Source organism: Paenibacillus terrigena DSM 21567 (genome assembly GCF_000374845.1).
Lineage (GTDB): Bacteria > Bacillota > Bacilli > Paenibacillales > Paenibacillaceae > Paenibacillus_K > Paenibacillus_K terrigena.
The window spans coordinates 28,469-45,224 of sequence record NZ_KB895412.1; the positions used below are offsets into that span (position 1 = coordinate 28,469).

At 47.2% G+C, this 16,756-nt stretch carries 19 protein-coding genes; 18 read left to right on the forward strand and 1 reads right to left on the reverse strand.

The window, feature by feature from the left end:
* Window positions 1-3: 3 nt before the first annotated feature.
* Window positions 4-1,470: a DHA2 family efflux MFS transporter permease subunit gene (locus C558_RS0100160; protein WP_018754172.1), complete on the forward strand. Its 1,467-nt coding sequence runs from the start codon at window positions 4-6 to the stop codon at window positions 1,468-1,470.
* A gap of 608 nt (window positions 1,471-2,078) precedes the next feature.
* On the opposite strand, the gene C558_RS0100165 is transcribed toward C558_RS0100160, so the two are convergent.
* A complete protein-coding gene (locus C558_RS0100165; RefSeq protein WP_018754173.1) occupies window positions 2,079-2,273 on the reverse strand; it encodes a YjzC family protein in 195 nt (64 codons plus the stop codon).
* Window positions 2,274-2,487: 214 nt separating this feature from the next.
* On the opposite strand from C558_RS0100165, the gene rpsF reads away from it, so the two are divergent.
* The 17 genes from rpsF (at window position 2,488) to C558_RS0100250 (ending at window position 16,653) form a co-directional block, all read left to right on the forward strand.
* Window positions 2,488-2,775 (forward strand): 30S ribosomal protein S6, encoded by a 288-nt coding sequence (rpsF, locus tag C558_RS0100170; protein WP_018754174.1) that lies wholly within the window; start codon window positions 2,488-2,490, stop codon window positions 2,773-2,775.
* Window positions 2,776-2,818: 43 nt separating this feature from the next.
* Entirely contained in the window at window positions 2,819-3,316 is a 498-nt protein-coding gene (gene ssb, locus C558_RS0100175) for a single-stranded DNA-binding protein (protein ID WP_018754175.1), read from the forward strand.
* 20 nt (window positions 3,317-3,336) lie between these two features.
* Window positions 3,337-3,618, forward strand: a complete 282-nt coding sequence (gene rpsR / locus C558_RS0100180; protein ID WP_018754176.1) for a 30S ribosomal protein S18 — start codon at window positions 3,337-3,339, stop codon at window positions 3,616-3,618.
* Window positions 3,619-3,697: 79 nt separating this feature from the next.
* Window positions 3,698-3,958, forward strand: coding sequence for a DUF1450 domain-containing protein (locus C558_RS0100185; protein WP_018754177.1), 261 nt, complete (start codon window positions 3,698-3,700; stop codon window positions 3,956-3,958).
* 171 nt (window positions 3,959-4,129) lie between these two features.
* Window positions 4,130-4,936 carry a sugar phosphate isomerase/epimerase family protein gene (locus tag C558_RS0100190; RefSeq protein ID WP_018754178.1) on the forward strand — a complete coding sequence of 269 codons (807 nt, stop codon included), beginning with the start codon at window positions 4,130-4,132 and terminating at the stop codon, window positions 4,934-4,936.
* Window positions 4,937-5,160: 224 nt separating this feature from the next.
* Window positions 5,161-6,129, forward strand: coding sequence for an LCP family protein (locus C558_RS0100195; RefSeq protein ID WP_040674186.1), 969 nt, complete (start codon window positions 5,161-5,163; stop codon window positions 6,127-6,129).
* Between the two features lie 44 nt (window positions 6,130-6,173).
* A complete protein-coding gene (locus tag C558_RS0100200; protein WP_018754180.1) occupies window positions 6,174-6,590 on the forward strand; it encodes a CBS domain-containing protein in 417 nt (138 codons plus the stop codon).
* A 139-nt stretch (window positions 6,591-6,729) separates the two neighbouring features.
* The gene (locus C558_RS0100205; RefSeq protein WP_026263646.1) at window positions 6,730-7,032 is read left to right on the forward strand and encodes a MazG-like family protein; all 303 of its coding nucleotides are present in this window, start codon (window positions 6,730-6,732) and stop codon (window positions 7,030-7,032) included.
* An 11-nt stretch (window positions 7,033-7,043) separates the two neighbouring features.
* A complete protein-coding gene (locus C558_RS0100210; RefSeq protein WP_245583720.1) occupies window positions 7,044-7,952 on the forward strand; it encodes a DUF2232 domain-containing protein in 909 nt (302 codons plus the stop codon).
* Window positions 7,953-7,964: 12 nt separating this feature from the next.
* The gene (locus tag C558_RS0100215; protein WP_018754183.1) at window positions 7,965-9,938 is read left to right on the forward strand and encodes a DHH family phosphoesterase; all 1,974 of its coding nucleotides are present in this window, start codon (window positions 7,965-7,967) and stop codon (window positions 9,936-9,938) included.
* A complete protein-coding gene (rplI, locus tag C558_RS0100220; RefSeq protein ID WP_018754184.1) occupies window positions 9,935-10,378 on the forward strand; it encodes a 50S ribosomal protein L9 in 444 nt (147 codons plus the stop codon). The genes C558_RS0100215 and rplI overlap by 4 nt, the downstream gene beginning before the upstream one ends.
* A 1-nt stretch (window position 10,379) precedes the next feature.
* Window positions 10,380-11,750, forward strand: a complete 1,371-nt coding sequence (gene dnaB, locus C558_RS0100225) for a replicative DNA helicase (protein WP_018754185.1) — start codon at window positions 10,380-10,382, stop codon at window positions 11,748-11,750.
* Between the two features lie 151 nt (window positions 11,751-11,901).
* Window positions 11,902-13,188 (forward strand): adenylosuccinate synthase, encoded by a 1,287-nt coding sequence (locus tag C558_RS0100230; RefSeq protein WP_018754186.1) that lies wholly within the window; start codon window positions 11,902-11,904, stop codon window positions 13,186-13,188.
* A 273-nt stretch (window positions 13,189-13,461) separates the two neighbouring features.
* Window positions 13,462-14,085 (forward strand): TetR/AcrR family transcriptional regulator, encoded by a 624-nt coding sequence (locus C558_RS0100235; protein ID WP_018754187.1) that lies wholly within the window; start codon window positions 13,462-13,464, stop codon window positions 14,083-14,085.
* A gap of 27 nt (window positions 14,086-14,112) precedes the next feature.
* Window positions 14,113-14,997 carry an ABC transporter ATP-binding protein gene (locus C558_RS0100240; protein WP_018754188.1) on the forward strand — a complete coding sequence of 295 codons (885 nt, stop codon included), beginning with the start codon at window positions 14,113-14,115 and terminating at the stop codon, window positions 14,995-14,997.
* Window positions 14,998-15,000: 3 nt separating this feature from the next.
* Window positions 15,001-15,798: an ABC transporter permease subunit gene (locus tag C558_RS0100245; RefSeq protein WP_018754189.1), complete on the forward strand. Its 798-nt coding sequence runs from the start codon at window positions 15,001-15,003 to the stop codon at window positions 15,796-15,798.
* Between the two features lie 51 nt (window positions 15,799-15,849).
* Complete coding sequence (locus tag C558_RS0100250; RefSeq protein WP_018754190.1) at window positions 15,850-16,653, forward strand: ABC transporter permease subunit; 804 nt, start codon at window positions 15,850-15,852, stop codon at window positions 16,651-16,653.
* Window positions 16,654-16,756: the final 103 nt, after the last annotated feature.

Sequence of the window (16,756 nt, forward strand, 5' to 3'; positions counted from 1 at the left end):
GAAATGGAAGCTGCTGTACATGCAACAACGCAAAAGGAAGAACAATCGTATAAAGTCATGCCAATTATGATCTCACTCTTGATCAGTGGATTCATCGGTATGTTCAGTGAGACGGCGCTGAACATCGCGCTTAGTCAGTTGATGGAGATTCTCCAAATTACACCTGCAACCGCCCAATGGCTCACGACAGGGTTTCTGTTAACGCTCGGCATTCTCGTACCGGTATCGGGCTTATTACTCCAATGGTTCACGACAAGGCAGTTATTTATCGCGTCGCTGTCGTTCTCGATCGCAGGGACGCTGGTAGCGGCGCTTGCGGGCAGTTTTGAAGTGTTATTAATTGCACGTGTGCTTCAGGCCGTAGGAACAGCTTTATTGCTGCCGCTGATGTTCAACACGATATTGGTTATTTTCCCGCCTGCAAAGCGTGGGGCTGCGATGGGGGTTATTGGCCTCGTTATTATGTTCGCGCCAGCGGTGGGACCGACGGCTGCAGGACTCGTTATTGAGCATTTGACATGGAATTGGATCTTCTGGATTTCATTGCCGTTTCTTGTGATTGGACTCTTGTTCGGTATCGTGTATTTGCAGAATGTATCGACAGTTACGCGTCCTAAAATTGATATTCTCTCCATTATTCTATCGAGTATTGGATTTGGTGGTATCGTATTCGGCTTCAGTAAAGCGGGTGAAGAAGGGTGGACCAATCCCGTCGTGCTCATAACCATAGGTCTTGGGATTGCAGCGCTCGCGCTATTCTCAGCTCGTCAGCTTAAGATGAAGCAACCGATGATGGACTTGCGGGTGTTCAAATATCCCATGTTTGTGATCGGCACGTTGATGGTATTAGTATGCATGATGATTATTCTCTCCACGGTGCTGATTCTTCCGTACTATATGCAGAAAGGAATGGGATTGTCCGCATTCACAGCGGGACTGGTCCTACTGCCGGGAGGTATTCTCAATGGACTGATGTCGCCGCTCATGGGCTCGCTATTCGATAAATACGGCCCGAAGTGGTTGGTTATTCCAGGGTTAATCATTGCAGGTGTCTGCTTGTGGTTCTTCACAGGCATGACGACGACATCCGCGATTGCACTCATTATTGTGCTTCACTCTTGTCTCTTCATTGGTATCTCAATGGTATTCATGCCAGCGCAGACGAATGGACTCAATCAACTACCGCCATCGATGTATCCGGATGGAACAGCGGTCATGAATACATTACAGCAGGTTGCTGGAGCGATTGGGACAGCCGTGGCTGTCAGTATCTTGTCGCATGGGACTAGCGGTTACTTAAAGACTTCTGCGAACCCTAATGATCCGTTGGAAATGGTGAAAGGGATGACCGTAGGGGTACAGAATTCGTTCGTATTCGGATTAATTATTGCCGTTGTAGGTCTTATCTTAGCGTTCTTCATTCGCCGCGTTCATGTGGAGAAGCAGTCCATGAAGGGCCCGACGCACTAAAATTAGTTCATTAGAAACCAAAAAGGACCTTTTTAGGGGTCCTTTGTTGGTATCGGTGGTCAGTTAGTTGGAATTCTTGTCCTACATCATCATGGTTAGCTTGTTCGACGGATTGCTGTTACGCAATGCATCTCTAAGGTGTTACAGACGGTAGCCTGCGGCACATCCACTCGCTTTCTATGCTGAGTAACTAAAGATATCCTTCTTCGTGTTCATGTTCAACTGAATTGTTCAATGGAACCACACCTCGCTTGCACCGACAAGAGTTATTATGGACAATGGCCCGATTATTATACATTCGATTTTTAGATTTATTTATGGACACCAAAAAGGACCCTTGCGGGTCCTTTTTCTGGCTGTCGGTACGTTTAGTAGCATAAGAAATCATAAGATACACATCATCATTTTAGCTGTTACATGTGTTGCAGACGGTAGTCTTTAGCACATCCACTCGCTTTCTATGCTGAGTAATCAAAGGCTTCCTTCGTGTTCATGTTCGACTGAATTGTTCAATGGAACCACACCTCGCTTGTACCGACAACAGTATTATGGACCGAATCGGAGAAGATTATGCACACAATCTTTTATCATTTTTCGGCCCGTGTTGTTTAGTGCACCATTGCGTGGTGTTTCTTCTTCCATTTGCGGTCTTTGTTCGTCGTCTCTGGGAATGTGTCACCGCGTTTGAGCTCAATAATCTGCGGGTTCTGGATTTCTGTATGGAAGCTGGCTTCACCAACCTCCATGTACAAGCCGTTATTCGGCGCTTTATCGCCGGGTTCGTATTCTGTTTTCTCGCCCATTCAGGCCACCTCCTTAAGGGATAAGTGCGTTCCACATTATTGTGAGTCAAAGCGATGCCGATCATGAATGGAGAATTGTTCCCTTGAAGCTACCACAAACCGGTACTTGCAGGTCGCGGCTTAATTTGTTACACTATTTGGGTGCGAGTTTGACTCGTGCCCCTTGCTCTCAACTTGAATTGAGGGCCGCTAAGTCCAAGAGGAGGTGAAAAATATGCGCAAATATGAAGTGATGTACATTATTCGTACTGATATTGAGCAAGAAGTTGTTCAAGCAGCAGTCGAGAAATTCCAAGGCATCGTCTCCAACGGTGGGGGAGAGATTACAAAGCACGATGTGCTCGGTAAACGCCGTCTTGCGTATGAGATCAAGAAGTTCCGTGATGGACACTATGTCCTAGTTAACTTCACAGCTGAACCAGCTGTTGTTGCGGAACTTGAGCGTGTGATGAAAATTTCTGATGAAGTTATTCGTTACCTGATCACTCAAGATGTTGCTTAATTGAGACAAGCTTTTGTAATTGAACGTTGAAGGAGAGGATTGGATGTTAAACCGTGTTATTCTTATCGGTCGACTTACCCGTGACCCTGAATTGCGCTACACGCCAGCTGGTGTTGCAGTGACTCAATTCACCATTGCGGTAGATCGTCCGTTCTCGAACCAAGGCGGCGAACGTGAGGCGGATTTCATTCCAGTCGTTACGTGGAGACAACTTGCAGAGACTTGCGCAAATTACTTGCGTAAAGGTCGCTTAACCGCGGTAGAAGGTCGTATCCAAGTTCGTAATTATGACAATAACGAAGGTAAACGTGTATACGTGACGGAAGTTATTGCTGATAATGTTCGTTTCTTGGAGTCTGGAAATCGTGAAGGCGGCGGATCTCGCGAAGAGGCTCAAGGCTCAGGTGGTTTCGGCGGTGGCGGATTTGGCGGCGGAAGCAGTCAAGGAAGCAACCGGAATACATCGCGCAGCAACAACCAGGATCCTTTTTCGGATGACGGAAAACCGATCGATATATCGGATGATGATTTGCCATTTTAATTGGAAAGGACTGACAACGAATGAGCTTCAAGCAAAGAGATAACAATGAAGAGCGTGGCGAGAAGAAATTCGGCGGACGCCGTGGCGGTCGCAACAAACGTCGCAAAGTTTGCTTCTTCACAGTTAACAAAATTACTCACATTGATTATAAAGATACGGATTTGCTTCGCAAATTCATCAGTGAGCGCGGAAAAATTCTTCCACGTCGTGTAACTGGTACAAGCGCGAAATACCAACGCTTGCTCACAATCGCGGTGAAACGTTCCCGTCAAATCGCATTGTTGCCATACACTACAGAGTAAGATCTGTGAACAAAGCCTGTCTGAGATGATTCTCAGCAGGCTTTTTATATAATTTCAGGGTAGAAAGCAGGTGCGAAGGATGGGGCTCGGACTCATTGTCGTCGAAGTCTGTGAGAGTAATGCAATGGCCGCTCTACCGCTGGAGGACCTGGAAGATGAATTTCCCGAGGTTGCCATCATGCGGACCGATTGCTTGAATATGTGCAGCTTATGTAAGGCGAAATCTTATGTCATGGTGGATAACCAACGGGTTGCATCTGCGGACAGAGATACATGTCTAGTTAAGGTTAAGGAAGTTATTAAGCAGCACCTTGATCAGTTCTACGGAATTGAAGAATAACGGAAGATGATAGCCGCTGTTCCGATTTTGGAATGGCGGCTTTTTTGAAATGTTTTCGGGGGTATTTTGGCATGGAAGTCATGGAGAGGTTAAGTTACAATAGGATTGAAATTGAAGTACATTCCGATCGGATTCATAACGTTAACTATTGTTGATGATGGAGGCTGTGAAATGAAAATATCAGTTGAAGGATTTTCGTTCTTCCATTTATTACAGCAAGAAATGATAGACGTCTTTGGTTATTTGGAGAGCTTGAAATATCGATATCGGGTCGACGCGGCGGGGCTCTGGAACGGATATTTCGTGGATCGAAGTGAAGAAATCTGTAAGCTTCGGGAAGTGGATTACATACGCAAAATTAAGCTTGCACTCGCAGAGCGCTCAATGACTGTGCCGAGTCTGGCGATCGATGGGGCGCATATTTGGGATCCGAACCCAGAGAAGCGGGAGCTGCTCTATCAAAATGCGCTTGCGCATCTCGATGTTGCTGAATATTTAGGAGCTCAGACGGTACGCATTGATACAGGCGGCTTCGGATCAACAGATATGACCGAGGAACAGTTCGATTATACGACCAAGCGGTTCCAGGAACTTGCGCAGCGTGCCTATGACGGTGGCTATCGGATTGGACCCGAGAATCATAGCGGTCCTTCACGGATGCCGAAATGGATGGTGAAGCTCGCGCAAGCAGTGGATCATCCCGGCTATGGCTTCTTGCTTCATATGGGGAGGTGGGATAGCGATGTAGATGCAGGTGACTCGCTGATTGCCCCATGGGTGCATCACGTTCATTTGGATCCGAAATTTGTGCACCCCCATCAAATTGAAGAGCGGATGCAGCTCTTATTCAACCATGGCTATGATGGCTACTGGGGGATTGAGTATTATGCCCAAGCTGCACCCTATGCGGAAATTGAGAGCTATGTTAGCGCGGTCAAAGCGGCCTATTTGAAACAAATCGGAGTTATTATACGTTAAACGATAAGTCGTGCACTTAACTGGTGTTATTTGGTTTTTTTGCGAATGGTTCTCTTTTTGTTGTACCATGGAGGTAGGCGTGGGTGAACTGCAGCCGGAAAGGAGATGCGTGTCCGAAGATTGTGCCCATAAATCACCGCAAATAATTGAACCACTGGGTAAGGCACAATAACCACATCACATCATCTTGTAGACAAAGGAAAATATTGATGAAGAAATTAAACATGAAAAAACGTTATATTGCGATCTCCCTTGTCGCGCTCGTATTGATTGGAGGATTCCTATTCCGCAAACAGCTCATGCTGCTCGGATTCGATTTATTCCTGTCAGGACAAGTGGAAAAGAAGCTAGAGGGTTCTTATGAGCCGATTGAAGGCAAACCGATCGAGAATAAAATTACGCCGGCAGGCGACCCGTTCTCCACGTTGCTGCTCGGGATTGATCAGCGCGGTAAGGAAGTCGGACGATCGGACACAATCATCTACACCGTGGCAAGACCTAAGGATGATAAGATATTGATGGTATCGATCCCGCGGGATACGTATGCTGAAATCGTGGGCAAAGATAAGGAAGATAAGATTAACCATGCCTACGCGTTCGGCGGGAAGAAGATGATCATCGATTCGGTTGCTAAGCTCGTGGATGAGCCCGTCGATCATTATGCAACGATTAATTTCCAAGGATTCATTGACGTTGTCGATGCACTAGGCGGCGTGGAGCTTCCGATTACGAAGGATATCGTGAATAAAGGCGCTGAGCATGAGAAATTTACGGTCAAAGGCGGCAAACCGATCTATTCGGGTCAGGAAGCACTATACTATGTACGCTACCGGGAAGATGATCATATCAATCGAAGCGAGCGCAATATGGTGTTCGTCAATGCAATTATGAATCGAATGACTCAACTGAACCAAATTACGAAGGTCCCTGAACTTATTTCAATTATGGGTGATAATTTTACAACAGATATTGAACCGAAGAAAATTATTGATCTGGCGAAGGACGTATTCACGGCCGATCATCGTGAAATATATAGTTATACATTAAAGGGAGAAGGCGGACGCAAAGCGAATCATATATGGTACTATATTCCAGATGAGAAGGACTTAGCGTATATTCACGGTCTGATCGATAATTGGATGGATCCGGACACGAAAACGGATCAATTGATGGTGCCAGCCAAAGAGAATTAATTAGATACGCTGCACGGTCAAGAAACAGGAGGTTATGGGGAAACATGAATATTGCTTTTTTCTTGTTGCCGAAAAATGAGGTTGTCTGTCTGACACAAGAAAGTACCTTGCGGCAAGCATTAGAACGAATGGAATATCACCGGTATACTTCGGTACCGGTTCTTACAGAGGATGGAGAGTATGTTGGTACGTGTACGGAAGGCGATTTGCTCTGGTTCATGAAGAACTCATCCGGTAAGACGACCTTCGAGACGGCATCCAAAGTAGTCTTGAAGGATATTCCACTTCGAGGCGCGAACAAGCCTGTGCGCATTGATTCAAATATGGAGGACTTGATTAGTCTCGCGAAGGTGCAGAACTTTGTGCCCGTCGTAGATGACATGAACAAGTTCATTGGGATTGTACGTCGCTCGGAGATTATCGGCTATTGCGAGAAGAAGGTTTTCGCGAATAAGGTATAATAACAAGTTGAAATTGTATCGGATGTACAAGGTTCAAGCGACTGCAGGGTCTACGGCACCAACGGGACAATGCAGTCTTTTTTATGATATAATCGAGAGTAAAGCGTTTTTATTCATGGAGAGAGTGTGGGTGACAAAGATGCAGAAAGAAATGGATTTGGCCAAGCGAGCCAAAGTGATTGAATGGCTGAAGACAGAAGTGCTCGATCACGTTTCACGACTGTTTAAATCTTTGTGGGAAGGCAGTACAACACGTGTCGTTGACAGTCTGTCCAGCTTAATCGTGAGCAGCTATATTCTAGGCCGCCGACTCGGTGTGCCCTATAAGGAATTAGATGACAGCATTCTTGAGAAACTTAAGAAACATAAGCAAGAAGGGCATCAGCTTGAAGACTGGTATCAAGACATCTCCGCGCTCGAAGAACATTTACGTAAGAGGTGAACACATTGAAAATGCGCTGGTCTTCGGCATTGTGGAGCGTCCTCGCTCTACTACTGATCTTGTCGCTATTTACCCCGTTCCAAATTGTAACGATTAGCTTTATCGCTATACCGATTGTTGTGCTCTATGCGACAACAAGTGTACGAGCATTTATCCTGCATATGCTCTGTGTGTACCTGGTTGCATTTCTGGCCATGGGAACCTTCGGCTCTGCTGCGATTTTGTTCGCCATTTATTTTACAATACCCGCCGTGGTTATGGGCCGTCTGTATCGCCGTAAAGCCTCAGCGATGGCTGTCTTCATCGGTGGTACGATCACCGTACTGGCGGAATCGATCATTATGTTGTTCGTCATGAACACGATCCTTGGCTTTGACTTCAACCTATATCTTGGGGAGACGGTCCGGGCAAGTCTCGAGCCGCTGCAAACTGCCAATCTCATGCCTGTTGGCTGGACGCCTAAGATGACGGATGATCTGGTTGCGATGATGACGCAAATGGTTCCATTCGCGCTGATCTTCAGCTCGCTCCTGATCGCCGCAGTCACGCATACCATAAGTCAGCGTATTCTAAATAGACAGGGAGTCGAAGCTTCGAAATTCAAGCCACTCCACGAATGGATGCTGCCGAGATCGCTTATTTGGTACTATTTCATTGCGGTGCTCGCAGATATGTTCATTGCCGATACGGACACATCTTTCGTAACGGTTGTCTTGGTTAACTTATTGCCTTTATTAAAAATCGCGTTTATGGTCCAAACGGTATGTTTCTTCTTCTTCGTAGCGCATATTAAAAAATGGAATCGCATTCTGCCTATTCTGTTCGTGATTCCGCTCTTCATTTTCCCGCCGCTTCGGATTATCGGCTTATTGGATATCGCGTTTCCAATTCGTCAAAGTTTGGTAAAACCTAAAATGTAGGGTGAGGAATGGATGCCTAAATATTTTTTTCAGCGGTGGCACGGTTATCATATGGTGTGGGCATTCATCGTCATGATGGTCATGATTGTTGCGCTCGCATGGCATAACTGGGTGCTCGGTGTAGCAGGTCTTGTATTGATAGTGATCCTTGTGATCTTGGCATGGCGTGCGGAGAAGAACTTCCGGAAAGACATGAATGAGTATATTGCTACTTTAACGTACCGCGTGAAGCGGACAGGTAATGACGTCATCAATGAGCTGCCTTTTGGCGTCGTGCTCTATGACGAAGAAAAACATGTGGAATGGCATAACCCGTATATGCTCCAGATGTTAGGACGAGAGACGCTCATTGGTGTCTCCTTGAAGGAATTGGTGCCCGGTCTGCAGATGCAGAAGGAAAAGGATAAAGAGCGGATCGTTCAGAGCGAGGTTGCGATTGGAGATCGAATTTTTCTTACTGTACCGAAGCAAGAGGAGCGCCTGATCTACTTCCAAGACGTAACGGATTATGTAACGCTTCGCCGTAGTTATGAAGCAGAGAAGCTCGTTATCGGCATCGTGATGCTCGATAATCTAGATGAGCTGACGCAGGGGTTAGATGATCAACAACGCGCAGCACTGCTATCTCGCGTAACGAATCATATTACGGAATGGGCACATGATCATCAGATTTATATGAAACGGCTCACATCTGATCGGTATTTGATTCTATTGGATCATGAGATGCTCAAGGAAATAGAGATGACTCGTTTCGTTATTCTCGATGAGGTTCGTGAGCTCACGGTGGATAATAAGCTGCCGCTCACGCTTAGCATCGGGATTGCAGCGGGGATTGATAATATTATTGAGCTTGGCCAGCTGGCACAATCCAGCTTGGATATTGCACTGGGTCGCGGTGGTGACCAGGTGGCTGTCCGTGAAGGGCAGCGGCTATCATTCTATGGCGGTAAATCGAATGCGGTCGAGAAGCGGACACGGGTCCGTGTTCGCGTCATTGCGCATGCGCTTCGCGATTTCATGCAGGCGAGCGATAAAGTCATTATTATGGGCCACCGGATGCCGGATATGGATTCCGTCGGTGCAGCGATCGGGTTACTGAAAGCAGCCCAAGCACTCAATGTCGAAGCGTACATCGTGCTTGAGGGTGTGAATCCATCCATTGATCGTATGATCAGTTATATTAAGCAGAATGATGCGCTCTGGGAGCAATTTATTACCCCAGAACAAGCTGTGCAGAAGATGACCGCGAATACACTCGCTATCGTCGTGGATACGCACAAAGCTTCGATGGTGAAGGAGCCGCGGTTATTGCAGCTGACGAATCGCGTCGTTGTGATCGACCATCACCGGCGTGGGGAAGAGTTCCTGCAGGATGCCGTACTGATCTATATGGAGCCTTATGCGTCCTCGACCTGTGAGCTTGTGACCGAGCTGCTGCAATATATTCATGATCGGATTATTTTTCAACCGCTTGAGGCGACAGTGCTTCTTGCGGGGATTACGGTGGATACGAAGAACTTCTCGATGCGGACGGGCTCAAGAACGTTCGAGGCGGCGGGATTCTTGCGGCGTAATGGCGCAGATACGATTATGATTCAGAATATGTTAAAAGAAAATCTCAAGGAATATATCGCAAAAGCGGAGGTTATGCGCCTCACGCAAATGCTGTACGGACATATCGCTGTAGCGGTTACAGAACCAGAACGTAAATTTTCTCAGTTGAGTATTGCACAAGTTGCTGATACGCTGTTAACAATGAACGATGTGCTAGCTTCTTTTGTCATTAGTGAACGACCGGACGGTCATATTGGAATAAGCGCTCGTTCCCTCGGTCAAATGAATGTGCAAGTGGTGATGGAACGGCTCGGAGGCGGCGGGCATCTAACGAATGCCGCAGCGCAATTGGACGGAACACTATCAGAAGCCGAAGCGAAGTTGAAGCGGGTATTAGCTGAAATTGATGCGGAAGAGGGGTTATTCGAATGAAAGTTATATTCTTGAAAGATGTTAAGGGTCAAGGTAAAAAAGGCGAGGTTAAAGAGATTTCAGAAGGATACGCACAAAATTTCCTTCTACCAAGAGGGTTGGCACGTTTGGCGACGGAGGGGAATGTGAAGACGCTTGAGCAGCAGAACCTGTCGGAACAGAAGCGTAAAGCACAAGAGAAGGCTGACGCAGAAGCGCTAGGGAAGACACTAGAGGAGACTGCAGTTGTTATCAAAGCGAAGTCCGGCGAAGGTGGCCGTCTATTCGGTGCCATTACGAGCAAACAAATTGCTGAAGCGCTTGAGAAAATGAAATTTAAAGTGGATAAACGAAAAATTGAATTGAACGATCCGATTCGTTCACTTGGAACGATGCACGTCACGATTAAATTGCATCCAGAAGTGAAGACACAGGTAAAAATTCAAATCGTGGAGGAATAATATGAGCGAGGATCTGAATCTGAATTTCAATCGTCTTCAGCCGCAGAACCTCGAAGCAGAGCAAGCCGTGCTTGGCGCGATTCTCCTCCAACCAGAAGCTCTGATTACCGTCATGGAGCGGGTGCGGGAAGAGGATTTCTATGATCCGCGGCACCAATTCATATTTGAGTCGATGATTCAGCTGGGTGAGGAGAATCAGCCGGTCGACCTGATTACGCTGACTGCGAAATTGCAGGATAAACAGCAGCTTGAGGATATTGGGAATGTAACGTATCTCATGAAGCTGGCGAATGCGGTACCGACGGCAGCGAATGTCGACTACTATGCACAGATTATTGAAGAGAAATCGATGCTCCGCCGTCTGATTCGGACCGCGACGCAAATTGTGAATGACGGATACGCTTCTGGCGACGAAGTCAGCGATTTGTTAAGCGATGCGGAGCGTAAAATATTAGAAATATCGAACCGCAGGTCGGGAAGCGGGTTTATCGCGATCAAGGATGTCCTCATGGAGGTATTCGAGAACGTCGAGAACCTGAGCATAAATAAAGGCGGTACGACAGGGATTCCATCGGGGTTCACGGATCTTGATAAAATGACGGCAGGCTTCCAACGGAATGACCTGATCATCGTTGCTGCCCGTCCTTCCGTCGGGAAGACGGCCTTCGCACTGAATGTAGCGCAGAACGTCGGTGTTCGGGCCAAAGAGACCGTCGCGATCTTCAGTCTCGAGATGTCCGCCGCACAGCTCGTACAGCGGATTGTCTGTGCCGAATCCAATGTCGATGCGACGCGTATGCGGACAGGGAATTTGGAGAATGATGATTGGGAGAAGCTCACGATGGCAATTGGAGCACTCGCAGAAGCGAACATCTTCATTGATGATACGCCTGGCATTACAGTCGCTGATATTCGTGCGAAATGCCGCCGGTTGAAGAAAGAACATGGATTAGGCATGATTATGATCGACTATTTGCAGTTGATTCATGGCCGAGGCAAGGCTGGCGAGAACCGTCAGCAGGAAGTATCCGAAATTTCCAGAACACTGAAGATGATTGCCCGTGAACTTGAAGTACCGGTCATTGCCTTGTCCCAGTTAAGTCGTGGCGTTGAGCAGCGGCAAGATAAACGGCCGATGATGTCTGACCTTCGGGAATCGGGTTCGATCGAGCAGGATGCCGATATCGTCGCGTTCTTATACCGTGACGATTATTATAATCAGGATTCAGAGAAAAAGAATATCATTGAGATCATTATTGCGAAACAGCGTAATGGCCCCGTAGGGACCGTCGAGCTTGTCTTCTTGAAGAACTTCAATAAGTTCGTCAATTATGAACGAACGCATCATGATCCAATGCCAGGTAGCGCTTAGACGAATGTCGGGTTATTCCCGAACATTCGTCTTATTTGTTTTGACATTGTTCGTATTTTGTTGACTTTGCTAGGTAACACTGCTAAACTTAACATGCCGCGTAAAGCGGTACAAACTTGGTGTATGAACACCCGAAACGGGGGAATAAGTCTTGTCAACAGTTGTTGTTGTCGGAACCCAATGGGGAGACGAAGGTAAAGGTAAAATTACGGATTATTTAGCAGAGAGTGCTGAAGTCGTTGCACGCTACCAAGGTGGTAACAATGCAGGGCACACTATTCTAATCGATAATAAAAAATATAAATTGAGCTTAATTCCATCCGGTGTATTCTATACGGATAAAATTTGTGTGATCGGAAACGGCATGGTCGTCAATCCGAAGGCTTTGATCGAAGAAATCAACTATATCCATGAAAATGGATTTACAACAGATAACCTACGTATTAGCGATCGTGCACATGTCATCTTGCCATATCATATGGTCCTTGATGCATTAGAAGAAGATCGTAAAGGTCCGAACAAAATCGGTACGACGCGCAAAGGGATTGGCCCAGCTTACATGGACAAAGCGGCGCGTAACGGAATCCGTATTGCAGATTTAATGGACGCAGCTGAGTTCGAGCTGAAACTTCGTCATATGGTACAAGAGAAGAATCAATTGATTCAACAAGTATATGGCGCAGAACCACTGAACGCGGACGAAATCCTCAAAGAATACTTAGAATATGCAGAATTCATTCGTAAGTACGTAACGGATACTTCGGTTATATTGAACGATGCGATTGATGCGGACAAGAGAGTATTGTTCGAAGGTGCACAAGGCGTCATGCTGGATATCGACCAAGGTACGTATCCTTTCGTTACATCGTCGAACCCATCTGCGGGCGGCGTATGTATCGGTTCTGGCGTAGGTCCTTCGAAGATTCAACAAGTTATCGGGGTTGCCAAAGCGTATACAACGCGTGTAGGCGATGGCCCATTCCCAACGGAATTGAACAATGAAATTGGTGATGCGATTCGTGAAGCAGGACATGAGTACGGTACAGTTACGGGCCGTCCACGCCGTGTAGGCTGGTTCGACAGTGTTGTCGTCCGTCACGCGCGTCGTGTAAGTGGGATCACAGGTTTGTCCTTGAACTCGCTTGACGTATTAACAGGTCTTGAGACGGTTAAGATCTGCACAGGATACAAATTCCGTGGTGAGATCATTACGCATTACCCTGCAAGCCTGAACATGCTCGCAGAGTGTGAAGCGGTATATGAAGAAATGCCAGGTTGGTCGGAAGATATTACTTCGGCGAAGACGCTTGCAGATTTGCCTGAGACGACTCGCAACTATGTGAATCGTGTATCCGAGCTGACAGGTATCCCAATCGCGATCTTCTCGGTTGGCCGTAACCGTGAGCAGACGAACCAAGTTCTACTGATCTACGTATAATTAAATTGTAATTATATCGCTCCAACCTTTCGCTTTTGGCGGGGGGTTGGAGCTTTTTTAATTTGGTGCCCCCCGCAAAGTACCTGATTCAGCTACGAAGCCGAGTCCCCACTTTGTGGGGTTATTTATTGCCCGGGAAAAGTGGAATCCGAGCAAGCAAGATACATGGATAATCGAACTGGAAATTTTGCAAAATAAGTATTGACCACATCGGTCAACAGGAATATAATCGGAATTGACCACGGTGGTCAACAATGCAGGAGGTTTTTATTTATGGTTGCAAAATTTCTTAATCTGAACCCCGATAAACAAGAGCGAATTATGAATGCTGCGATGAAGGAATTCGCACAGAAAGGATATGAGAAGGCCTCAACGAATGAAATCGTGAAGGATGCTGAAATATCGAAGGGGATCTTATTCCATTATTTCAAGAACAAGAAGGAGATGTTCCTCTTCCTGTTCGACCGTGCGGTAGAGTTGATGATGGAAGAGTTCCTCGCGAAGCTGGATGCGGAGGAGCGGGATTTATTCGTGAAGTGGCGTCAGGCCGCGATGTTGAAGCTGGACCTCATAACCAGGCATCCGGATCTATTCGATTTCCTCCGCGTCGCCTATGTGGAGGATGCAGCGGAGATTAAAGACGATTTGAAGCAGCGCAATCATGACCTCATGTCCACGGGATTCAACGTGATGTTCAGTCATATCGATACGACGAAGTTCAAAGAGGGCACGGACGTTGAGCGCACACTCAACATTATATTCTGGACGCTCGAAGGATTCGGAGCACGCCAGCAGGATCGCATTAAGGCATCGCCTTTTACGGAAGTCGAGATGAATGAGCTGGTCTCGGAACTGGATAAGTATATGGAAGTGCTGAAGCAAGCTTTTTACAAATAAATTGAGGGTGGAAAAGGAGTGTTCAGGATGCATGTCATTGAAGTCAATAACCTGACGAAAACCTACGGAAGCGCTAGAGGAATTACGAATTTGAGCTTTCAAGTCGAGCAAGGTGAAATCTTCGGATTCATCGGGCCGAACGGGGCGGGCAAATCAACGACCATTCGGACACTGCTCGGGCTGATCTATCCGACGAGCGGGAACGCAAAGATCTTCGGCAAGGATTGCATTCAGTACGGCCCTGAGATAAAGAAGGAGATTGGCTATTTGCCCTCGGAAGTCTTCTATTACGACAACATGAAGGTGAAGGATCTGCTGCAATACTCTGCGAGCTTCTACAAGAAGGATTGCCGGAAGCGTATCGCTGAACTTGCAGGCATTATGGATCTGGATCTGAACAAGAAAATCGATGATCTATCTCTCGGGAACAAGAAGAAGGTCGGTATTGTCCAGGGACTGCTGCATGAGCCGAAGCTGATCATCCTCGATGAACCTACGAGCGGGCTCGACCCGTTGATGCAGCAGCGATTCTTCGATCTGCTCGAAGCCGAGAATAAACGAGGGGCGACGATTCTGTTCTCATCGCATATCCTGAGCGAGGTACAGCGCCTATGTGATCGTGTTGCGATCATCAAAGAAGGTAAGTTGATTCAGCTCGAGAAGATCAGCACGCTGCAGGAGAATAACTATAAACGGTTCAAGCTGGAGACAAAGGCGCCTGTCAGTCCAGACTACTTCCAGTTAAACGGTGTGAACGAGCTGAAGGTTGAAGGAACGACCGTTTCATTCCTCTACAGAGGCAATGTGAATGCGATGATGAGTAAAATTGCTGCCATTGATCTGGCGAACATCCTGGTGGAGGAACCGGATCTGGAAGAGATCTTCATGCACTACTATGAGAAGGAGGACTAATCCATGAATATGGTCTTGCATGAACTCAAGGCTTATCGCAAATCGACCATCCTATGGACGTGTGCGCTCGTTGCGATGGTCGTGCTTCTCTTATCGATGTTCCCGACCTTCGCAAGGGATGCAGATCAGTTCAAATCGCTGCTGCAGACCATGCCGGAAGCGGTACTGAAGGCCGTTGGCGTACAGATCGAGACGATTACCTCGATTCTCGGATTCTATGCTTATGTATTCATGTACATCTCACTCTGCGGCGCCATTCAGGCGATGAATTTAGGCACTTCGATCTTGTCGAAGGAGTTGCGGGAGAAGACGGCGGATTTCCTGTTAACGAAGCCGGTAACCCGGACCCAAATCGTGACCTCCAAGCTGCTCGCAGCTCTCATCTCGCTCCTGATTACGAATGTTATCTATCTCGCTGCGTCGACGATCATGGTATTGGCTGTGAAGAATGGTGATTTCGAGATATCGAAGCTGATGATGATCTCCGTGACGTTATTTTTTATCCAATTGATATTCATGGCGTTAGGATTCTTCGTCTCGGTCCTGGTGCTCAAGATCAAATCCGTATTGCCGATCTCCCTTGGCACGGTATTCGCGTTTTTTATCATCGGCATGCTCGGTGCGACGACAGGGGACGGGGCGATTCGGTATTTCACGCCTTTTAAATATTTCGACCCGGCTTACATCATGCAGCATGCTAGCTATGAGGGGCCATTCCTCTGGCTTGGGCTTGGGATTGTTATGGCAGCCATCGTCATTAGTTATGTCGTGTATCGAAAGAGAGATATCCATGCCGTCTAAGGCTGCAGGCGATGCTGTAAGCTTGCGTATGGATAAAGGGAGGCTATAATCATGAATCTCTGGATTCGAGAAATGAAGGCGCATCGCAAGTCGCTCATTCTATGGTGTATCGGGATTGTTGCCATGGTCGGTGCGAGTATGAGCAAATATGCGGGATTGTCGATGTCCGGTTCAGGTGCGTCAATGAATGAATTGATGGCGGATATGCCGAAATCGCTGCAGGCCGTCATGGGTGTCGGGACGTTTGATTTATCGAAGGCAAGTGGTTATTATGGGGCGATTTTCATTTACCTACTCTTAATGGCGACCATCCATGCCGTGATGCTCGGTGCGAATATCCTCTCCAAGGAAGAACGGGATAAGACAGCTGAGTTCCTGCTCGTGAGGCCGATCTCCCGCAGCCAGATGCTGACGTTTAAGCTCCTAGCTGCTCTGACGCAGCTCGTTATATTCAATCTCGTGATGCTGGGGAGCTCCATTCTCCTCGTGAACCCATACAGCCATGGGGAATCGGTGAATCAAGACATCATGCTGCTGATGGTCGGAATGTTCTTGCTTCAATTGTTGTTCCTCGGGATTGGTCTAGCCATAGCCGGAGTGAGTCGGTATCCGAAACGGGCGGTCTCGATCTCAACGGCCATTCTGTTATTCACGTTCATTCTATCGATAGCGATCGATATTAGCGGGAATATCGATTGGATGAAATATTTGACGCCATTCAAGTATTTCGATGCGAAGCATGTGATGTATAGCGGAGGGCTTGATGGACGATTTATCGGGCTGACGGCGCTGATCCTGGTGGGATCGCTTATCCTTACGTATGTGGGTTATAACAAACGAGATTTGCACGTGTAGACGTGTATAGGAACAGGGACTCCAATCTGAGCCGTGAAGGCAAAGGTTGGAGCTTTTTTGCGGGAGGGAGGTACCTTCTCCTTACGGTAAGCTTTATACTGAG